This window comes from Mesorhizobium mediterraneum (genome assembly GCF_002284565.1).
In the GTDB taxonomy this organism is placed as follows: Bacteria; Pseudomonadota; Alphaproteobacteria; order Rhizobiales; family Rhizobiaceae; genus Mesorhizobium; species Mesorhizobium mediterraneum.
In genome coordinates this window covers 12686-33162 of sequence record NZ_NPKI01000012.1, presented here as the reverse complement: position 1 = coordinate 33162, position 20477 = coordinate 12686, and the positions used below count along the sequence as shown (strand labels likewise).

Sequence of the window (20477 nt, the reverse complement as noted above, 5' to 3'; positions counted from 1 at the left end):
CAGATTTGCCCAGACAAGGCAAATCGGAGATTTGGGCGAACTCTTCTAGTGGGATGGCGATCAGACGCCCGCCACGGCACACAGGCTCTTCATTCTTGCGATGGCAAGCTCCGGGTCGGCCAGCAATCCGGCCTGGTCGGCAAGACGGAACACATCGGCATAGTGGCAAATGCCGCGCGCCGATTGCATGCCGCCGACCATCGAAAAATGCTCCTGGTGGCCGTTCAGCCATGCCATGAGGACGATACCGGCCTTGTAATACTCGGTCGGCGCCTCGAAGATTTTCCGCGACAGAGGTACCGTCGGCGCCATCATCGCGTCATAGCCGGCGCGGTCGCCGTCGGCCAGTTTCGCCAGCGCGGCATTGGCGACCGGCGCGATGGCGTCGAAAATGCCGAGCAGCGCGTGCGAGTGCCTTTCGCCATCGCCCGCGATCAATTCGGGATAATTGAAATCGTCGCCGGTGAACATGATCACCCCTTCCGGCAGCCGGTTCCTGAGCGCGATTTCCTTGTCGGCATCGAGCAGTGATATCTTGATCCCCTCGACCTTGCCGGCGTGGCGTTCGATGATGGCGACCACCGTGTCGAGCGCGGTCTCGAAATCATGGCTGCCCCAATAACCCTTCAGAGCCGGATCGAACATGTCGCCCAGCCAGTGCAGGATGACCTTGCCGGATGCCTGAGACAGAATGCGGTCATAGATGCTGATATAATCGTCGGGACCCTTGGCGACAGTCGCCAGCGCGCGGCTGGCCGTCATGATCGCCTTGCCGCCCAGGCCTTCGATGAAACCGAACTGCTCCTCATAGGCCGCGATGACATCGTCGAGCGTCCTGGCGGCGCCTGGCGCCAGATGGTCTGTTCCGGCACCTGAGGCGAGATCGGCGCCCTCGACGGTTCGCGCCTCGGCGATCGAGCGGCGGATCAATTCCCTAGCGTTTGCCCAGTCGAAACCCATGCCGCGCTGCGAGGTGTCCATCGCCTCGGCGATGCGGAAGCCTAGACGCCACAGATGATGGCGGAATGCCATCGTGCACTCCCAGTCGACCGCGGGATGGGACCACGGATCGGTCATCGCGAGGGGATCGGCAACGACATGGGCGGCGGCATAGGCGATGCGCGAAAACCGTGCGCCGATCACCGGCTGTGCCGGCTGGCCGACAAGGCGGTAGCGAGTGCTGCGACCGCCCTCTTCGGGCAAGGCAATGTCCATAGATCTCTCCCTTGCTCGCGCCTATAAATGGAACGTTCCAATAAATCAAGAACCTTTATGTCCCCGATCTCGGTCTCGCCGAATGCTGCATCGCAGCGACAAACCCTTGAAGAGCACCGGCTGCACCCGCTAAGCTCCCGTTTTTCTAGCTCGGAAAAAATCCCGATTGACTCAAATCCAACACAGGGATTAGAACGTTCCAATAATTCGACCAGAAAATACCGGGAGGACGGATCTGGATGGCCAGCAGGCCCAAGGCGACGATACTCGACATTGCCCGCGAGGCGGGCGTGTCCAAGTCGACGGTGTCGCTCGTGCTGCAAGGCAGCGGACTGATCCGGCCTGAGACCGCGCTGAGGGTTCGCAAGGCGATCGAGGATGTCGGCTATGTCTACAACCGCGGCGCCGCCAATCTGCGCAAGGCTCATTCCAACGTCATCGGCATGGTCATCAACGATCTCACCAACCCCTTTTTCGCCGAAATGGCGGTCGGCATGGAGCGGGTCTTCCAGTCGGCGGGCATCGTGCCTTTCATCGCCAACACGGCGGAGAACCCGGTGCGCCAGGAAGAAGTGCTGAAATCGCTGATGGAACAAGGTGTCGCCGGGCTGATCGTGTCGCCGGCGCGCGGCACGACCTCAGGTGCTTTCCGCCGCATCGAGATGGCGGGCCTTCCGATCGTCTTCACCATGCGCCGCCTTCCCGAAAGCCGCATCCCAGTGATCGCGCCCGACAATCATCGCGGCGCCTGGCTCGCCACCGCCCATCTGATCGGCAAAGGGCATCGCCGGCTGGTCTTCTTCGGCGGCTCATCGGACCTGGTGGTCTATCACGAGCGGCTGGGCGGTTTTCGCGAGGCCTGCGAGGCGCTCGGCATCGCCAAACGCGATACACTCGTCGTCGAAGGCGAAACCAGCCGCAAGGGCGGCATTGCCTGTCTGGAGACGGCCCTCGCGATGGCCGAGCCGCCGACCGCGGCACTGTGCTTCAACGATGCGGTCGCCTTCGGCGTCATGCTGGCGCTGCGCAAGCGCGGGCTCGAGCCCGGTGCGGATTTCGCCGTCGTCGGCTTCGACGACGTGATCGAAGCCCAGCATTACATGCCGGCGCTGACCAGCGTCGCGGTGGATTCGGCAGGCCTCGGCGAGCGCGCCGCCCATGTCATGCTGAAGATGATCCAGTCGCGCACCACGCGCGCCGAGGATCATATCGGCGCCGTCAACCTCGTCGTCAGGGACAGTTGCGGTCCTGATCGCCGTGCGGGAATGGGGGACGCGGCATGACCGTGAAATGGGGGCTGATCGGCGCAAGCACGATCGCCAGGCAATTCGTGATCAACGCCATCCGCGCTCAGGCCGACGGGGAAATCGCGGCGGTGATGAGCTCCAGCCCGGATCGCGCCACTTCCTATGCCAAGGAGAACGGCATTCCGCTTGCCGTCTCGACGCTCGATGAATTGCTCGGCCCCGACATCGACGCCGTCTACATCTCGACCACCAACGAATTGCATCTCGAACAGGCATTAGCCGCCATCAAGGCGGGAAAACATGTGTTGTGCGAAAAGCCGCTCGCGCTGACCAGCGCCGATGCGCGAAAGATGGTCGCCGCAGCCAAGGCAGCCGGCATCGTGCTCGGCACCAACCATCATCTGCGCAATGCCGGCTCGCACCGGGCGATGCGTGAAGCCATCGCCGCCCGCCGCATCGGCAAGCCGATTGCCGCGCGCGTCTTCCACTCCGTCTATCTGCCGGAAAACCTGCAGGGCTGGCGTATCACCAGGCCGGAAGCGGGTGGCGGCGCAGTGCTCGACATCACCGTGCACGATGCCGACACGCTGCGCTTCGTGCTCGGCGACGATCCGCTCGAGGTTTCGGCATTCACGCAGGCCGCAGGCATGGCCAGCGGCGGCCTGGAAGATGGCGCCATGTGCATCTGGCGCTTCAGATCGGGCATCATCGCCCAGTCGCATGAAGGCTTCACCACCAAATTCGCCGGCACCGGCTTCGAGGTGCATGGCAGCGAAGGCTCCCTGATCGCGAAAGATGTGATGACGCAGAAGCCGATCGGCTCTGTGCTGCTGCGCACGGCAAACGGCGAGGAGGAATTGGGCTTCGACCGCGAAGATCTCTATGTCACGTCTTTGCGCCAGTTCCATGCGGCGATGGGTGGCGAAGGCCAGCCGTCGGCCACCGGCGAGGACGGCGTCTGGTCGCTGACATCGGCCGAAGCGGCGTTGCAATCCGCAAAGTCCGGCAAATCAGTCGCGATCGATCCAAAACTCGGGGGCGCAGGGTGAGCAAGCTCGTCTCCGCAGCGCAAGCCGCCAGCCTGATCAGGGACGGCATGGTCGTTTCCGTGTCGTCGTCGAGCGGTCTCGGCTGCCCGGATGCGGTGCTCGCCGCCATCGGTGAGCGCTTCGAGGCGGAAGGCCATCCGAAGGGTATCACGACGCTGCACCCGATTGCCGCCGGCGACATGTACGGTATCAAGGGCATCGACCATCTGGCAAAGCCCGGCCTGTTGAAGCGCACGCTGTGCGGCTCCTATCCCTCGGGCCCGTCATCCTCGGAGCCGCCGCAGATCTGGAAGATGATCGGCGACAATTCGGTCGCCGCCTACAATGTGCCTTCAGGCATCCTGTTCGACATGCACCGGGAGGCTGCTGCCAAGCGCCCCGGCGTGCTGACAAAGGTCGGCCTCGATACGTTCGCCGACCCGCGCCATCAGGGCTGCGCCATGAATGCGGCGGCCAGCGAGCCGATCGTTTCGGTGCAGCAGTTCGACGGTGAGGAATGGCTTTATTTCCGCTCGATCGTGCCCAATGTGTCGATCATCCGCGCCACGACCGCCGACGAGCGCGGCAACCTCACCTATGAGCATGAGGGCGCCTATCTCGGCGGGCTGGAACAGGCGCTCGCCGCCCGCAACAATGGCGGCATCGTCATCGCGCAGGTCAAGCGCGTCGTCGAGAACGGCACGCTGAAGCCGCATGACGTGCGCGTGCCCGGTGTGCTGGTCGACCACATCGTGGTGGCGCCCGACCAGTTGCAGACGACGCTGACACCCTACGACCCGGCGATCTCGGGCGAGATCTTCCGGCCGCTGTCGACGTTCCGCAACGCCGAGATGAGTGTCCAGAAGGTCATCGCGCGGCGCGTCGCCATGGAGCTTGCCGACGGCATGGCCGTCAACATCGGCTTCGGCATCTCGGCCAACGTGCCGCGCATCCTTATCGAGGAAGGCCAGCACGGCAAGGTCACCTGGGTGATCGAACAGGGCGCGGTCGGTGGCGTGCCGCTGCTCGACTTCAAGTTCGGCTGCTCGTCGAACGCCGACGCATTCATGCCTTCGCCACACCAGTTCATCTACTTCCAGGGCGGCGGTTTCGATGCGTCATTGCTGTCCTTCCTGCAGATCGACCGCCATGGCTCGGTCAACGTGTCGAAGCTTTCGGCGAGGCCACATGTCACCGCCGGCGCGGGCGGTTTTGTCGACATCACCGCGCGGGCGAAGAAGATCGTCTTTTCCGGGTTCTTCAATGCCGGCGCCAAGCTGTCGCTGGCCGATGGCGGCATCCGCATCGATCACGAAGGCAAGGTGAAGAAGGTGGTCGGCGAGGTCGAGCACATCTCGTTTTCGGGCAAGCGCGCGGTCGCGCAAGGACAGGACATCACCTATGTCACCGAGCGCTGCGTTATGAAGCTGACGCCCGCTGGGCTGATGGTGACGGAGTTGGCACCGGGCATCGACCTTCAGCGCGATATACTGGCGCAGGCCGAGATTCCGCTCGGTATCGCCAACGATCTGAAAGTGACACCGGACGCACTCTACCGGGAGCGGCCGATCGGCCTGTCGCTCAATGGCGGGGCATCGCTCGGAGGCGCACATGGCTGAACGTCTCGTCACCTTTGACACCGATGGCACCCTCGGCATCGTCACACTGCGCCGGCCGGAGAAGTTCAACGCGCTCGACATCCCGATGCTGCGCGCGCTGGAAGCCGCGCTTGACACGGCGGAAGCTGCGGATGGCGTCCGCGCCGTGCTGCTGTGTGGCGAAGGCAAGGGTTTTTGCTCGGGTGGAGATGTCGAAGCCTGGTCGCAAATGAGTGCCGCCGACTTCCAAGTGCAATGGGTGCGCTACGGCCATCGCGTCTTCGACCGGCTGGCGCGGTTGCGGCAGCCGACTATCGCCGTGCTGTCAGGCCATGCGCTGGGCGGCGGGCTGGAACTGGCGGTCGCCTGTGACTTCCGCGTCGCCGAGGCGCAGGTGAAATTGGGCTTCCCGGAAACCTCGATCGGCGTGGTGCCCGGCTGGTCCGGCACGCAGCGCGCGGTGCGCCGCTTCGGCGCGCAAACGGTGCGGCGCATGGCAATCGGCGGCGAGCTGTTCGTGGCGGCCGAAGCACTCGCTCTAGGCATCATCGATCGGCTGGTCGACACGGGCAAGGCATTCACTGAGGCCAAGGCCTGGGCCGGCAAGATCGCCGAGCGCGGCCCGTTGGCAACCGAAGCCGCCAAACTGATGATCGCGGTCGCCGAGGGCGAGGAAAGTGCTGCCGCCACAGAGGCGCTGGCCAGCGGCTTCATCGCTCTAACCGGCGATCTCAACGCCGGTGTCGACGCTTTCAAGGCCAAGCAGAAACCAGCGTTTTCAAGATCCTAGAATGCAAGTGGAACCTCACATGAACTTGCCTCTCGACATCGCCATGCCCGCCGAGGCATCCGCAGCACCGAAGACCTATCGGCTGCTGATCGATGGCAAGTTTGTCGATGCCCGCGACGGCCGTACGCTGGAGCGCGAGAGCCCCGGCCATGGCTTCACGGTTTCACGCTATGCGCAAGCCGGCGCGGCGGAAGTCGAGGCGGCGGTGACCGCCGCGCACAAGGCGTTCGAGGCCGGCCCCTGGCCGCGCATGAAGGCCGGCGAGCGCGCCGCGATCCTGCTCAAGGCGGCAGACCTGATCGAGGCGCGGCTTGAGGAGATCGCCCGGCTCGACGCGCTGGAATCCGGCAAGCCGATCGCCCAGGCGCGCGGCGAGATCGGCGGCGCCGTCGATATCTGGCGTTATGCGGCATCCCTTGCCCGCACGCTGCATGGCGAAACCTACGCCAATCTCGGCGACGCCATGCTGGGCGTCGTGCTGCGCGAACCGATCGGCGTCGTCTCGATCATCACGCCATGGAATTTTCCGTTCCTCATCGTCAGCCAGAAACTGCCGTTTGCGCTCGCCGCCGGCTGCACGGCGGTGGTCAAGCCGAGCGAGATGACCTCGGCCTCGACCTTCGTGCTCGGCGACATCCTGATGCAGGCCGGCTTGCCGGATGGCGTCGTCAACATCCTCGCTGGCCTGGGCGCCGATGTCGGCGCGGCGATGGTCAGCCATCCGCTGGTCGAGATGGTGTCGTTCACCGGCTCCACTCGGGTCGGCAAGATGACCATGGGATCGGCTGCGAGCACGCTGAAGAAGGTTTCGATGGAGCTCGGCGGCAAGAACGGCCAGATCGTCTTTCCCGACGCCGACCTCGAAGCCGCCGCCGACGCAGCGGTGTTCGGCGGCTTTTTCAACGCCGGCGAATGCTGCAACGCCGGCAGCCGGCTGATCGTCCACGAGGCGATCGCCGACGACTTCCTTGGCGCAGTGAAGGCGCTCACCGCCCGGGTCACCGTCGGCGATCCACTCGATGACGGCACCAAGGTCGGCGCGATGATCTCTTCCGAGCACCTGGCCAAGGTCACCGGATACGTGACGGCGGCGGCAAACGACGGCAGCAGCGTCTATAGCGGCGGCAAGCAGATCGCCTCCAGTGCCGGTCAATATCTCGACCCGACCATTCTTCGCGGCGTAACCGAAGACATGGCCATTGCACGCGAGGAAGTGTTCGGCCCGGTGCTCTCAGTGCTGACCTTTGAATCGATTGAAAAGGCGTTGCGCATCGCCAACAACACGCCCTATGGTTTATCGGCGGGCGTGTGGAGCGCCAGCATCGACACCTGCATGTCGGTGGCGCGGAATGTGCGTTCGGGAACCGTTTGGGTGAACACGTTCATGGAAGGTTATCCCGAGCTGCCTTTCGGAGGCTACAAGCAGTCCGGTCTCGGACGCGAACTCGGCAAGCGCGCCGTCGAGGATTATACCGAGGAAAAGACAATCCAGTTTCATCGTGGCCAGCGCACCGGATGGTGGGTCGGCTGAGTTGGGAAGAACCCGGCGGGCAACCGCCGGTCGTGTAGATGTAACAAGGGAGGAAGTACATGTTGCGCAAACTGCTTATCGGAACGGCTCTCGGGTCGGGCCTTGCGTTCGCGGCCCACGCCCAAGACGTCAAGGAAGTTGAGATGCTGCATTGGTGGACGTCGGGCGGCGAAGCGGCTGCTTTGAACGTGCTCAAGGAAGATCTGTCCAAGCAAGGCTTTGCCTGGAAGGACGTGCCCGTGGCTGGCGGCGGCGGCGACGCCGCCATGACCGCGCTGAAGGCGATGGTGGCGGCCGGCAATTACCCGACCGCCTCGCAGATGCTCGGATATACCGTGCTCGATTATGCCGCAGCCGGCGTGATGGGCGACCTGACCGAGACGGCGGTAAAGGAAGGCTGGGACAAGTCCGTTCCGGCCGCCCTGCAGAAATTCTCGGTCTATGACGGCAAGTGGGTCGCGGCTCCGGTCAACGTCCACTCGGTCAACTGGCTGTGGATCAACAAGGCCGTGATGGACAAGATCGGCGGCACCGAGCCCAAGACCTTCGACGACTTCATCGCGCTGCTCGACAAGGCCAAGGCGGCGGGCGTCATCCCGCTTGCGCTCGGCGGCCAGAACTGGCAGGAGGCCACCATGTTCGATTCGGTCGTGCTGTCGACCGGCGGACCTGAGTTCTACAAAAAGGCCTTCAACGACCTCGACGAAGAGCAGCTGAAGTCCGACACGATGAAGAAGTCGTTCGACAACCTCGCCAAGCTTGTCACCTATGTCGACCCGAACTTCTCGGGCCGCGATTGGAACCTCGCCACCGCCATGGTCATCAAGGGCGATGCCTTGGTGCAGGTCATGGGCGATTGGGCCAAGGGCGAATTCAACGCCGCCAAGAAGACCCCGGGCACCGACTTCCTGTGCTACCGCTTCCCGGGCACCGATGGCAGCGTGGTCTACAACTCCGACATGTTCGGCATGTTCGATGTTCCGGACGACCGCAAGGCCGCCCAGGCCGCCTTGGCCACCGCCACTTTGTCGAAGAGCTTCCAGTCGGCCTTCAACGTCGTCAAGGGCTCGGTCCCGGCCCGCACCGACGTGCCTGACACCGACTTCGACGCTTGCGGTAAGAAGGGCATGGCCGACCTGAAGGCCGCCAATGAGGGCGGCACGCTGTTTGGTTCGCTCGCGCAAGGCTATGGCGCGCCTCCGGCGGTCGCCAATGCCTATAAGGACGTCGTCTCGAAATTCGTCCACGGCCAGATCAAGACCTCGGACGAGGCCGTGACCCAGCTGGTCAACGCGATCGAAGACGCCAAGTAAAACCAGGCATGGAAGGCCTTCCCCGCTCCGGCGGGGAAGACTCCAACATGCGAAAATGGTCGGCATCTCGCCGGGATATGCCAAGCGATTGGCGCCGGCGATTCACCAATCACACCCGTCTGGACGGGGTCATCCTTTCCGCCTGGCGGTGAAGGGACCCGAAACGGGAGGAGCCCATGACTACGGTCGCGACCCAGATCAAGCTGACGCCGGAGCATAACGCTCGCCCGGGTGCCTCCATGCGTTCGCGCCTGCAGGACGCGCTGCCGAAGCTCGTGCTGGCGCCAAGCTTTGCGATCACTGTTGTCTTCGTCTACGGCTTCATCCTGTGGACGGTCTATCTGTCCTTCACCAACTCCAAGACCTTCCCGTCCTATGCCATTACAGGGTCACGCGCCTATCAGCGGCTGTGGCGCTGGACCTTCGAGAGCGACCCGCCATCGAGCTGGTACACGTCGATCACCAATATGGGCATCTTCGGTTTTCTCTACATCTTCATCTGCCTGGCGCTCGGCTTGTTCCTGGCGATCCTGCTGGACCAAAAGATCCGCGGCGAAGGCATGTTGCGCCCGATCTATCTCTACCCGATGGCGCTGTCCTTCATCGTCACCGGCGTCGCCTGGAAATGGTTCCTCGATCCCGGGCTCGGCCTCGAGCAGACGCTGCATCAATGGGGCTGGACGAGCTTCCATTTCGACTGGATCAAGAACAAGGATTTCGTCATCTACACCGTGGTGATCGCCGGCGTCTGGCAGGCCTCGGGGTTCATCATGGCGATGTTCCTCGCCGGCCTGCGTGGCATCGACGGCGAGATCATGAAGGCGGCGCAGATCGACGGCGCCACCACGTTCCAGCTCTATCGCCGGATCGTCATCCCGCTGCTGCGGCCGGTGTTCCTGTCGGCCTTCATCGTGCTCGCCCACCTCGCCATCAAGTCCTACGATTTGGTCGTCGCGCTGACCAGTGGCGGACCGGGCGGCTCGGCCTGGCTGCCGTCGAACTTCATGTATGAGTACACCTTCAAGCGCAACGAAATGGCTGTCGGCTCAGCCAGTGCTGTGATCATGCTGATGACCATCACCGCGATCATCGTGCCCTATCTCTACTCCGAGCTCAGGGAGAAGCCGCGATGAGCGTCATTGCCACTCCCGCTCGCCAGAGCACTGGCGGCATCAGCGCCAGGACCGTCAACCGCGTTGTCATCTACGGCCTGCTGGCGCTGTTCGCGCTGTTCTACCTGATGCCGCTATTCGTCATGCTGGTGACCTCGTTCAAGACCATGGACGAGATCCAGAACGGCAACATGCTGGCGCTGCCGCAGGCGCCGACCTTCGAGCCATGGCTGAAGGCCTGGGGCGAGACCTGCGTCGGCCTCACCTGCGCCGGCATCAAGGGCTATTTCTGGAATTCCATCAAGATGGTGGTTCCGGCGGTGCTGATCTCGACGCTGCTCGGCGCGCTCAACGGCTATGTCCTGACCAAATGGCGCTTCCGCGGCCACACGCTGGTGTTCGGGCTGATGCTGTTTGCCTGCTTCATTCCGTTCCAGTCGGTGCTGTTGCCGATGGCGACGATCCTCGGCAGCCTCGGCCGTTTCGGCGTGACGTTGCGGAACGCAACGGGGCTGTCATTCGGCTTGGGCAACCCGACGGTCAACCTGGTCTTTGTCCACGTCGTCTACGGGCTTGGCTTCACCACTTTGTTCTTCCGCAACTATTACGAGGCGTTCCCGACCGAACTGGTCAAGGCGGCGCAGGTCGACGGGGCCAGCTTCTTCCAGATTTTCCGGCGCATCATGCTGCCGAATTCGATGCCGATCTTCGTCGTCACCGTCATCTACCAGTTCACCAACATCTGGAACGACTTCCTGTTCGCCTCCGCCTATGCCGGCACCGGTGACGCGATGCCGATGACCGTGGCGCTGAACAACGTCGTCAACACCTCGACCGGCGTCGTCGAATACAACGTCAACATGGCGGCGGCGATGATCGCCGCACTGCCGACCCTTCTCGTCTACGTGGTCGCTGGCCGCTATTTTGTGCGCGGCCTGATGGCCGGCGCCGTCAAAGGATAATCGAATGGCTTTTCTCGAAATCAATGGGCTGAGGAAGCGGTTCGGATCGGTCGAAATCCTGAAGGGCATCGACGTCGATCTCGAAAAGGGCGGCTTCCTCGTGCTGGTCGGCCCGTCCGGCTGCGGCAAGTCGACATTGCTCAACACCATCGCCGGCCTGGAAACCATCACCGAAGGCGAAATCCGCGTCGACGGCCGGACGATCAACGATCTCCATCCCTCGAAGCGCGACATCGCCATGGTGTTCCAGAGCTATGCGCTCTATCCGAACATGACTGTCGCCGGAAACATTGCCTTCGGCATGGAAATGCGCGGCGTGCCGGCTCAGGAGCGCCAGAAGGCGATCGACAAGGTGGCGAAGGTGCTGCAGATCGGCCACCTCCTGCAGCGCAAGCCGAGCCAGCTTTCCGGCGGCCAGCGCCAGCGCGTTGCCATGGGCCGCGCGCTGGTGCGCGACCCCAAGCTCTTTCTCTTCGACGAGCCGCTCTCCAATCTCGACGCCAAGCTGCGTGTCGACATGCGTATCGAGATCAAGCGCCTGCACGCGACCACCGGCACAACGATAGTCTACGTTACCCACGATCAGATCGAGGCGATGACGCTGGCCACCAAGATCGCGGTGATGCGCGACGGCGAGGTGCAGCAGTTCGGCACGCCGGCCGAAATCTATAACAACCCGACCAATTTGTTCGTTGCCGACTTCATGGGTTCACCGGCCATGAACCTGATCCCGGCGACGATCGGCGGCAATGGCAATGCACTTTCCGTGGTGCTGCAGCGAGAGGCGCGCGAGCCGATCTCGCTGCCGCTGGCCGATGCGCCGTCGGGCCTGTCGGCATTCCACGACAAGCCGATCATCTTCGGCGTCCGCCCCGAAGCCCTGACCGATCCGGAAGGGGCCGAACGCAACGCATCGAACATCGCCACCGCCGACTGCCATATCGAAGTCGTGGAACCGGCCGGCTCCGACACTTTCGCGGTCACCAATCTGGGCGGCAAGGCGGTGGTGGCGCGTCTGCGCGCCGACGCCAACATCCAGCCGGGTACCAGCACGCCGCTCGCCTTCAACCTGACCAAGGCGGTGTTCTTCGATCCGGCGACCGAGAACCGTATCCTCTGACAGCCATGACAAACCCGGACATCGTCATCATCGGCTCCGGCATCGGCGGCGCCACGATCGCCTCCGGCCTTGCCGGCAGTGGCGCCTCGATCCTGATGCTGGAGCGCGGCGAGAAGCTGCCGACGACGACGCACACGCGCGACACACGCGCTATCTTCGTCGACGGCCATTACCGGCCGAAGGAGATGTGGCGCGAGGTCGGGGGTGCTGCGTTCAACCCCGGCAACTACTACTATGTGGGCGGCAATTCGAAATTCTATGGCGCGGTGCTGATCCGCTACCGCAGGCAAGACTTTTCCGCCATGGAGCACTATGGCGGCGTCTCGCCGGCCTGGCCGTTCTCCTACGAGGCGTTCGAGCCATGGTACTCCAGGGCCGAGCAGCTTTTTCGCGTGCGCGGCGCACTCGGCGAAGACCCGACCGAACCGTTCCACTCGATCCCCTATGCCTTCGGGCCGGTGCCGGACGAGCCGCCCATCGCCCGCGCCCGCGCCGAGCTCAAGGGTCTCGGCCTGCACCCCGCATCGCTGCCGCTCGGCGTCGACATCGATGCCTGGCTGAAGGACGGCAAGACAGGCTGGGATGCCTTTCCCAACACCGGGACCGGCAAGGTCGACGCCCAAACAGGGCCGCTGGCGGCAGCACTGGCCGACCGGAACATCAGGCTAGAGACCAGTGCCCACGTCGAATATCTCGAAGCGTCATCGGATGCCAGGACGATCGCCGCCGTTCACTATCGCCAGAATGGCACGCTGAAGAAAGTGACGCCGAAACTGGTCATCCTCTCGGCCGGCGCCGTCAATTCAGCGGTCATCCTGCTGCGCTCGCCCTCTCCCAACAATGGCAAGGGAGGCGGCAAGGGCCTCGCCAACCATTCCGACCAAGTCGGCCGCAATTTCATGAACCACAATTCGAGCGCCATGCTGGCGATCGATCCGCGCCGCAGGAACGATGCCGTCTACCAGAAGACGCTGATGCTCAACGACTACTATCTGTCCGATGGCAAGGGCGGCAAGCCGCTCGGCAATGTCCAGCTTCTCGGCAAGATCGACGGCAATATCCTGAGGGCCAACGTCAAGCTTGCACCCAAATTCGCGCTGGACTTCATGGCCGGCCACGCCGTCGACTGGTATCTGATGTGCGAGGACCTGCCCGATCCCGAAAGCCGCATCATGGTCGACGGCAAGGACATCGTCATGCAGTGGCGGCGCTCCAACATGCAGTCGCTCGACGGGCTGACCAAGGTGATGCGCGAGAACTTCCGCGCCTGCGGCTATCCGATCGTCCTGTCGCGGCCTTTCGACAAGCGCACGCCGTCGCACCAGTGCGGCACGGTCAAGATGGGCGACGATCCGGCGACCTCGCCGCTCGACCCGTTCTGCCGCTCGTTCGACCACCGGAACCTGTTTGTCGTCGACGCTAGCTTCCTGCCGAACTCGGCCGCGGTCAATCCGGCGCTGTCGATCGCAGCACAAGCGCTGCGTGTCGCCGACCATATCCGCAAGACGGAGCTTGTCGCATGACCCGCCCGGCGGCCATCGTCACCGGCGGCGCGCGCGGCATTGGGCTGGCCTGCGCCGAGGCGCTGGCCGATGCCGGCTTCGACATCCTTGTCGTGGACCTTGCCGACAATGCCGCTGACGGACTTGCCGCCAACATCGCTGCCCGCGGTGCGAAATTCGCCTACCATTGTGGCGACATCGCCGATCTCGAAAACCATGCGGCGCTGGTCGATGCCGCGATAAGCGCCTTCGGCCGCATCGACTGCCTGGTCAACAATGCCGGCATCGGCGCGGTCGAACGCGGCGACCTGCTGGAATTGAAACCGGAGAATTTCGACCGGATCCTCAGCATTAATCTGCGCGGCACCGTCTTCCTCAGCCAAGCCGTTGCCAAGGCGATGCTTGCGGCGCCGGGTGATCACCCAAAATCGATCATCACCATCACCTCGGTCAGCGCCGAAATGGGCTCGCCCGAGCGCGGCGACTACTGCATCTCCAAAGCTGGGCTTTCGATGTGGGTGAAGACCCTGGCACTGCGGCTCGCCGCCGAAAATGTCGGCGTGTTCGAGGTGCGGCCGGGCATCATCCGCACCGACATGACCGCAGGCGTGACGGCCAAATACGACGCGCTGATCGATAGCGGGCTGGTGCCGGCAAAGCGCTGGGGCGAAGCCGCCGATGTCGGCGCCGCGGTGGCGGCACTCGCCGGCGGCAAGCTCGGCTTTTCGACCGGCTCGATCGTCAATGTCGACGGCGCGCTGTCGGTGCCGAGGCTGTGAGCAGGTGACGCCATGACCGACTACATCATCGTCGGCGCCGGCCCGGCCGGCTGCGTCCTCGCCAACCGGCTGAGCGAAGAGCCATCGAATTCAGTGCTGCTGCTCGAAGCCGGCGGCAAGGACTGGCATCCGCTGATCCACATGCCGGCAGGTTTCGCCAAGATGACCAAGGGCATCGCCGCCTGGGGCTGGTCGACCGTGCCGCAAAAGCACATGAAGGACCGCATCTTCCGGTACACGCAGGCCAAGGTGATCGGCGGCGGCTCCTCCATCAACGCCCAGATCTACACGCGCGGCAACGCCCGCGATTACGACGCCTGGGAGAGCGAAGAGGGCCTTGCCGGTTGGGGCTACCGCGACGTGCTGCCCTATTTCAAGCGGGCCGAGAACAACCAGCGCTACGCCAACGATTTTCACGGCGACCAAGGCCCGCTCGGCGTCTCGAACCCGATTGCGCCGCTGCCGATCTGCGAGGCTTATTTCCGCGCCGGACAGGAGATGGGCATTCCCTTCAATCCGGACTTCAACGGGATAACCCAGGAGGGCGTCGGCTATTACCAATTGACGCAGAAAAACGCGAGACGCTCCTCTGCCTCGGTCGCCTATCTCCGGCCGATCCGCGAACGCAAGAATCTGACCGTCAGGACCGATGTGCTGGTGACGCGCATCGTCATCGACAAAGGCCGCGCCGTCGGCGTCGAGATCGTCGACAGGCCGGGCGGCCAGCCGAAGATTCTGCATGCCGAGCGCGAAGTGATCGTCTCGTCCGGCGCCATCGGCTCGCCGAAGCTTTTGATGCAGTCGGGCATCGGCCCGGCAGACCATCTGAAGTCGGTCGGCGTGACGCCGGTGCATGACCTGCCCGGCGTCGGCTCCAACCTGCAGGACCATCTCGACCTGTTCGTCATTGCCGAATGCACCGGCGACCACACCTATGATAACTACGCCAAGCTGCACCGAACGGTGTGGGCCGGCCTGCAATATCTGCTGCTCAAAAAGGGCCCGGTTGCCTCCAGCCTGTTCGAGACCGGTGGCTTCTGGTACGCCGACCCGACCGCCGCCTCGCCCGACATCCAGCTCCATCTCGGCCTCGGCTCCGGCATCGAGGCCGGCGTCGAGAAACTCAGGAATCCAGGGGTGACGCTGAATTCGGCTTTCCTGCGCCCACATTCGCGCGGCACGGTACGACTGAACAGCGCCGACCCGGCTGACCACCCGCTGATCGATCCGAATTACTGGTCCGACCCTTACGACCGCGACATGTCAATCAAGGGACTCAGGCTGGCGCGCGAGATCATGCGGCAGAAGGCGCTTGCTTCCTACGTGCTGCGCGAGGTGCTGCCGGGACCGACGCTCACCAGCGACGACGAGCTGTTCGACTATGCCTGCCGCAGTTCCAAGACCGACCACCACCCCGTGGGGACCTGCCGCATGGGCCACGACGCGATGAGCGTGGTGACGCCCGATCTCAAGCTGCGCGGCATTGAGGGCTTGCGTGTCTGCGATGCCTCGGTGATGCCGCGCATCCCCTCCTCCAACACCAATGCCCCGACCATCATGGTCGGCGAAAAAGGCGCCGATCTGATCCTTGGCCGCGAGCCGCTGCCGCCGGCCGTGTTTTCGACCAACCAAGCGGCATGAGATCCCAGGAATGATCAGACACTGTGTTTTCGCTCGATTCCGCAACAACGCCGACGCCACCGAGCGCGCGGCAATCCATGCCGATCTCGAAGCGCTGCGGCGGGTGATCGAAGGCATGGGCAAGGTCGAATTCAGCGCCAATGTCAGCCCAGAACCGTTCGCACGCGGCTTCACGCACGGCTTCACCATCGATTTTCGCGATGCCGCCGCGCGCGATGCCTATCTAGTGCATGAAGCGCATCAGCGGGCCGGCGCCCGGCTGGTTGCTGCACTCGAAGGCGGAACCGACGGGCTGATGGTGTTCGACCTGGAAATAAGCGCTTAGCTACCCGAGCCTCAGCGCGACGACGCCGGCAACAATGCTGAGCACGGCGGCTCCCCGCCAGCCCGTCATCTTCTCGCCGAGCGCGAACACCGAGATCATCATGGCGAACAGGATCGACGTTTCGCGCAACGCCGCGACCGAGGCGATCGGCGCCTTGGTCATCGCCCACATCACGATCCAGTAGGCGGCGCCGCTGAGCACGCCGGTGTACACGCCCGCCTTCCAGTCGCGCGCCAGCACCGGCAGCGCCTTTGGCCCGCGGAAGATCAGGCACAGCACCAGCGCCCAAAGCGCATCGCAGACGAACAGCCATGCCGCATAGCTCGAGGCGGTGGCGGCGAGCCGCGCGCCGCTGCCGTCGGACAGCGTGTAGCTGGCGATGAAGATCGAGGTGCCCAGCGCAAAGCCGACCGCGCGCAGGTTCAGCCTCTCTAGATGCGCGCCACCGCGAAACGACAGCACCAGCGTGCCCGCCGACAAAAGAAGGATCCCGAGAATGGCGAGCGGCGCCGGCACCTCGGCGACGACCACCATGCCGCCAAGTGCGGCCAGCAGCGGCGCCGTGCCACGCGCCAGCGGATAGGTCTGGGCGAAATCGCCGGCCTTGTAGGCGCCAATCAGGAACGTCCTGTAGCCCATGTGGAAGATCACCGAGGCGATGATGTACGGCCACACTTCCGATTTCGGCACCTCGACGAAAGGCAGCGCCAGAAGCGCCACGGCGCCCATGCCGAGCGTCATCAGCGTGATCGACAGAAAGCGGTCGAGATGGACCTTGACCAGCGCGTTCCATATCGCGTGCATGGCGGCGGCAGCAAGCACCGCGAAGAAGACGAACAAGGTCATCGGCGGCTCATCCGCCTCCGGTCGCTGTCGCGAAAGGCGTTTCCAGGTCGATGTCGACCCGCAGCGGAAAATGGTCGGAGGCGATTTCGCCGATATCGGCGCTGACCGAGCGCACGCGGCCGGCAAACATGCCGCCGACGAAACAATGGTCGAGCCGTCGCTTTGTCAGCCCGCCATCGATGGTCTTCACATGGGTGTGGAAGTCCTCCGCAGGTTCGCTGGCGACGGCGGCGGCATCGACAAAACCGTCGAGATAGGCGGCACCGCGATGATACGGCGTGCTGCCGACGATGCGCCGGTACTCGGCGCTGCCCGGCTCCATGTTGAAATCGCCCATCCAGATCGCTGCCAGCGGGTTTTCCGGCTGCGGCTCGCCATTGCTCCAGTTGCGCACGGGTTCGTCGTCGGCGCCACTCCACGGGCCGCCGTCGGACGGCGCCCGGCGATGCTCGGCGAGCAGATAGTCGATCTGCTCCAGCCGCTCCTCGGTCGCGATATGCGCGAGATGCAGCGACAGCACCCGCACCGGTCCGGCAGGGGTGCGGATCATGCATTCGAGCGCCGCGTTGCGGGTGTTGAGCGGACGCACGGTGCGGCGCAGCGGCAACGTGTGCAGGCGCGACCAGACGATCGGCAGCCTCGACAGCACCATGGTGCCGAATTGCCGCCGCCGGTGGACGATGCGGCCTTCACGCCGTTCGCTGGCGTCCATGTCGAAGCCCGGGCCATAGACCCAATGGTATTCGGGCAGCAGCCGAGAAAGGATTTCCGGCTGGTCGTCCCCGTTGCTGCGCAGCCAGTGCCGTTCCACTTCCTGCAAGGCGATGATGTCGGCGCCAGCGACAACCTTGGCGCAGCGCGCGAGATCGTAGCGGCCGTCGCTGCCGAAACCGTACTGGATGTTATAGCTGACCAGCTTCATTGCTTAACCGGCTCAATTTCGTGATGGCAGTAGCGGTTTGGCGGATTGGTTGCAATGTGCAGCCGGATGGAGAGAGCTTGGGCCAGATAGCGCACGGCTAAGTCGTCAGCGGCTGGAAACGTCCTGGCGGAGAAGCGGCCAGTTCCGACCAGTCGATTTCCTCCTCCAGGCGATGATAGGCTTCGTCGCCGATCGTCCCATCGATACGCAGCTGTTCCAACGCGTCACGCTGGCTCTTGATGGCATAGAGGCGCAACCTGTCGTACTCGGTTGCAGCCTGGGCATCGTCAGGATTTTCGGCGATCACGCGCTGCGCGGTAAATTGCTCGCGGACCGCGGCCGCGGCATTCGATGTCTTGCCGCTCAACACGTCCAGCGCAGCCTGCATGATGGCGACGCGTGCCTGCGCGACCTCGCGGTCGACAGTTTCGTCCGGATCGAGACGAAGCAAGCGCAGCAGCGGCTTCAGGCTCATGCCTTGCAGCACCAATGTGCCGAGAACGACCGAGAAGGCGGCGAGCACGATCGGGTCGCGGCCCGGAAAGTCGGCCGGCAAGGCAAACGCTGCCGCAAGGGTGACCAGACCACGCATGCCGCACCAGCCGATCAGCACGCCGCCGCGAAACGACGGGGCTTCGGCCTGCCGATCCGCGTCACCGAAGCTGGCAAGCCACCTCATGATCGCGCCGCATCCCAGCACCCAGACGAGACGCGAGACGATGACGACTGCCAGCACGGCCGCGGCGAAGACGAACGCTTCGACCTGCCCCTGCTCGGCAAGCCGGCCGACGATCGATCGCGCCTGAAGTCCCATCAGGACGAAGGCCAGCACGTTGAGCACGAAGACCGCCGTCTCCCAGACCGAGTAGGAGCTGACGCGATTCCTGGCCGGCATGCGGCGCGGCGCGGTGCGCGCGATGGTCATGGCATAGACGACGATCGTAATGATAGCGGAGAGCCCGACCCTATCGGCCAGGATCCAGACGCCGAATGTTCCGGCAAATTGCACCACCGTGCCACTTGCCGGATCGCTGATGCGACTGAGGGTGCCGAGAAACAATCGGCCGAGCACATAACCAGCGGCAAGGCTGCCGACCGTCGACAGCAAGATCATCGGAACCGCGCTGCTCAGCAGGATAGAGCCGGCAGCTGCGGAAACCGCCATGCGGTAGATCAGAAGTGCCGTGGCGTCGTTGAGCAGGCTTTCGCCTTGCAGGATCGCGGTGACGCGGTGCGGCACCTTGAACTGTCCAAGCACGGCCGACGCCGCGACGGCATCGGGCGGCGCCACGATCGCGCCGAGGGCAATGGCCGCAGCGATCGGCAGGCCTGCCATTGTCCATCCGGCGAGCGCCACGGCCGCAGTCGTGAAAACAACGGCGCCAAGCGCCAGCAAGACCAGCGGCAGTCTGTAGCGATTGAGATCGCGCAGCGACGTGTCGTAGGCAGCGTCGAGGAGCACCGGCGCGATGAACAAGGCGAGCGCCAGTTCGGGATCGATCTCGATGGTCGGCGCAAACGGCAGGAAGGCGATGCCTACGCCTGCCAATGCCAGCAAAGAGGGATAGGGGACCTGGAGACGCCGCGACAACGCTGTCAGCGCGACGGCGATCAGCAGGAGAACAAGGGTCAACTCGAAAAGCGCCATGCCTCATCGTAGCGGCGAAGCGGAATTATTGGCAGTAGTAAAACCATAAGCTGCTATGATTGGCCGTTGTGCTCTGACTTGGCAGTATGCGTTGAGGCGGTTGTCTGCGTATAAGCTTGGGTCATGATCCTCATCGGCCAATATGACTCGCCCTTCGTCCGTCGCGTCGGCATTGCGCTGACCCTGTACAACCTGCCGTTTGAACATCGTCCCTGGTCGACCTTCGGCGATGCGGACAAGTTCAGGCCCTACAATCCGCTGACGCGCGTGCCAACCCTGGTGCTGGACAATGGCGAGGTGCTGATCGAGAGCCACGCCATGCTGGACCATCTGGATGGTCTCGTAGCGGGCCGAGCACAGGATGTTTCCGACCGAGGAGCCGGCGCGCCGCCAAGCGCTGAAGATAGCCGCTTTGGCAACCGGGCTGGGCGACAAGGCGGTTAGCCTGTTCTACGAGAGGCTGCTGCACGAGCCGATCTCCGACCTCTGGGTTGAGCGCTGCCGCAAGCAGATAGAAGGCGTGATGGCTGTACTGGAAGCCGATCGCAGCACAAGGCCTGAAACCTACTGGTTCGGCGATCGGATCGGCCATGCCGACATCGCGGTTGCCGCCGCGCTCCGCTTCCTTGGCGAGGCACATCCCGGCCTGGCTTCGCTCACCGCGTTTCCGGCGCTCGCCGCCCATGCCGCGCGGCTGGAAGCGCTGCCGGTCTTCAGGACGGTGAGCCAGCCGTTCATCCCGCCGGCCTGGCTTCGACTTCCGGGATACTGCCGCTGTTAGTGCATGTCGCCCAAAAGTGCGCAGCGGTTTTGGGATAACGACATGCATAAAAACAAAGGCTTAAAGCGCGTCGATTGAATCCGTTTCAACGCGACGCGCTTTAGAGCATTTGCAGCC

General features: G+C 63.8%; 17 protein-coding genes and 1 pseudogene. 14 read left to right on the top strand and 4 right to left on the bottom strand.

Features of this window, described 5'->3' with window-relative positions:
- Positions 1 to 60: 60 nt before the first annotated feature.
- Positions 61 to 1215, bottom strand: a complete 1155-nt coding sequence (locus CIT25_RS08120) for a dihydrodipicolinate synthase family protein (RefSeq protein WP_095484058.1) — start codon at positions 1213 to 1215, stop codon at positions 61 to 63.
- A gap of 239 nt (positions 1216 to 1454) precedes the next feature.
- On the opposite strand from CIT25_RS08120, the gene CIT25_RS08115 reads away from it, so the two are divergent.
- From CIT25_RS08115 to CIT25_RS08055, 13 genes are all read left to right on the top strand, one after another.
- On the top strand, positions 1455 to 2498 hold the full coding sequence (locus CIT25_RS08115; RefSeq protein ID WP_095484057.1) for a LacI family DNA-binding transcriptional regulator: 1044 nt from the start codon (positions 1455 to 1457) through the stop codon (positions 2496 to 2498).
- On the top strand, positions 2495 to 3511 hold the full coding sequence (locus CIT25_RS08110; RefSeq protein WP_095484056.1) for a Gfo/Idh/MocA family protein: 1017 nt from the start codon (positions 2495 to 2497) through the stop codon (positions 3509 to 3511). The genes CIT25_RS08115 and CIT25_RS08110 overlap by 4 nt, the downstream gene beginning before the upstream one ends.
- The gene (locus tag CIT25_RS08105; protein ID WP_095484055.1) at positions 3508 to 5109 is read left to right on the top strand and encodes an acyl CoA:acetate/3-ketoacid CoA transferase; all 1602 of its coding nucleotides are present in this window, start codon (positions 3508 to 3510) and stop codon (positions 5107 to 5109) included. Before CIT25_RS08110 ends, CIT25_RS08105 begins: the two co-directional genes overlap by 4 nt.
- Positions 5102 to 5878 carry an enoyl-CoA hydratase/isomerase family protein gene (locus CIT25_RS08100; protein WP_095484054.1) on the top strand — a complete coding sequence of 259 codons (777 nt, stop codon included), beginning with the start codon at positions 5102 to 5104 and terminating at the stop codon, positions 5876 to 5878. Before CIT25_RS08105 ends, CIT25_RS08100 begins: the two co-directional genes overlap by 8 nt.
- 19 nt (positions 5879 to 5897) lie before the next feature.
- Positions 5898 to 7409, top strand: coding sequence for an aldehyde dehydrogenase family protein (locus CIT25_RS08095; RefSeq protein WP_095484053.1), 1512 nt, complete (start codon positions 5898 to 5900; stop codon positions 7407 to 7409).
- A gap of 59 nt (positions 7410 to 7468) precedes the next feature.
- The gene (locus CIT25_RS08090) at positions 7469 to 8722 is read left to right on the top strand and encodes an ABC transporter substrate-binding protein (RefSeq protein WP_095484052.1); all 1254 of its coding nucleotides are present in this window, start codon (positions 7469 to 7471) and stop codon (positions 8720 to 8722) included.
- 176 nt (positions 8723 to 8898) lie between these two features.
- On the top strand, positions 8899 to 9855 hold the full coding sequence (locus tag CIT25_RS08085) for a carbohydrate ABC transporter permease (RefSeq protein ID WP_095484051.1): 957 nt from the start codon (positions 8899 to 8901) through the stop codon (positions 9853 to 9855).
- Positions 9852 to 10796, top strand: a complete 945-nt coding sequence (locus CIT25_RS08080) for a carbohydrate ABC transporter permease (RefSeq protein ID WP_095484050.1) — start codon at positions 9852 to 9854, stop codon at positions 10794 to 10796. Before CIT25_RS08085 ends, CIT25_RS08080 begins: the two co-directional genes overlap by 4 nt.
- 4 nt (positions 10797 to 10800) lie before the next feature.
- Complete coding sequence (locus tag CIT25_RS08075; protein ID WP_095484049.1) at positions 10801 to 11916, top strand: ABC transporter ATP-binding protein; 1116 nt, start codon at positions 10801 to 10803, stop codon at positions 11914 to 11916.
- A gap of 5 nt (positions 11917 to 11921) precedes the next feature.
- The gene (locus CIT25_RS08070) at positions 11922 to 13439 is read left to right on the top strand and encodes an FAD-dependent oxidoreductase (RefSeq protein WP_095484048.1); all 1518 of its coding nucleotides are present in this window, start codon (positions 11922 to 11924) and stop codon (positions 13437 to 13439) included.
- Positions 13436 to 14197, top strand: a complete 762-nt coding sequence (locus CIT25_RS08065; RefSeq protein WP_095484047.1) for a 3-ketoacyl-ACP reductase — start codon at positions 13436 to 13438, stop codon at positions 14195 to 14197. Before CIT25_RS08070 ends, CIT25_RS08065 begins: the two co-directional genes overlap by 4 nt.
- A gap of 12 nt (positions 14198 to 14209) precedes the next feature.
- The gene (locus CIT25_RS08060; protein ID WP_095484046.1) at positions 14210 to 15838 is read left to right on the top strand and encodes a GMC family oxidoreductase; all 1629 of its coding nucleotides are present in this window, start codon (positions 14210 to 14212) and stop codon (positions 15836 to 15838) included.
- 10 nt (positions 15839 to 15848) lie between these two features.
- On the top strand, positions 15849 to 16163 hold the full coding sequence (locus tag CIT25_RS08055; RefSeq protein ID WP_095484045.1) for a Dabb family protein: 315 nt from the start codon (positions 15849 to 15851) through the stop codon (positions 16161 to 16163).
- On the opposite strand, the gene CIT25_RS08050 is transcribed toward CIT25_RS08055, so the two are convergent.
- The 3 genes from CIT25_RS08050 to CIT25_RS08040 form a co-directional block, all read right to left on the bottom strand.
- Positions 16164 to 17009 carry an EamA family transporter gene (locus tag CIT25_RS08050; protein WP_095484044.1) on the bottom strand — a complete coding sequence of 282 codons (846 nt, stop codon included), beginning with the start codon at positions 17007 to 17009 and terminating at the stop codon, positions 16164 to 16166.
- A gap of 7 nt (positions 17010 to 17016) precedes the next feature.
- Entirely contained in the window at positions 17017 to 17931 is a 915-nt protein-coding gene (locus CIT25_RS08045; protein WP_095484043.1) for an endonuclease/exonuclease/phosphatase family protein, read from the bottom strand.
- Positions 17932 to 18028: 97 nt separating this feature from the next.
- The gene (locus tag CIT25_RS08040) at positions 18029 to 19579 is read right to left on the bottom strand and encodes a cation:proton antiporter (protein WP_095484042.1); all 1551 of its coding nucleotides are present in this window, start codon (positions 19577 to 19579) and stop codon (positions 18029 to 18031) included.
- Between the two features lie 123 nt (positions 19580 to 19702).
- On the opposite strand from CIT25_RS08040, the pseudogene CIT25_RS08035 reads away from it, so the two are divergent.
- Positions 19703 to 20360 (top strand): annotated as a pseudogene (locus CIT25_RS08035) (glutathione S-transferase family protein).
- Positions 20361 to 20477: the final 117 nt, after the last annotated feature.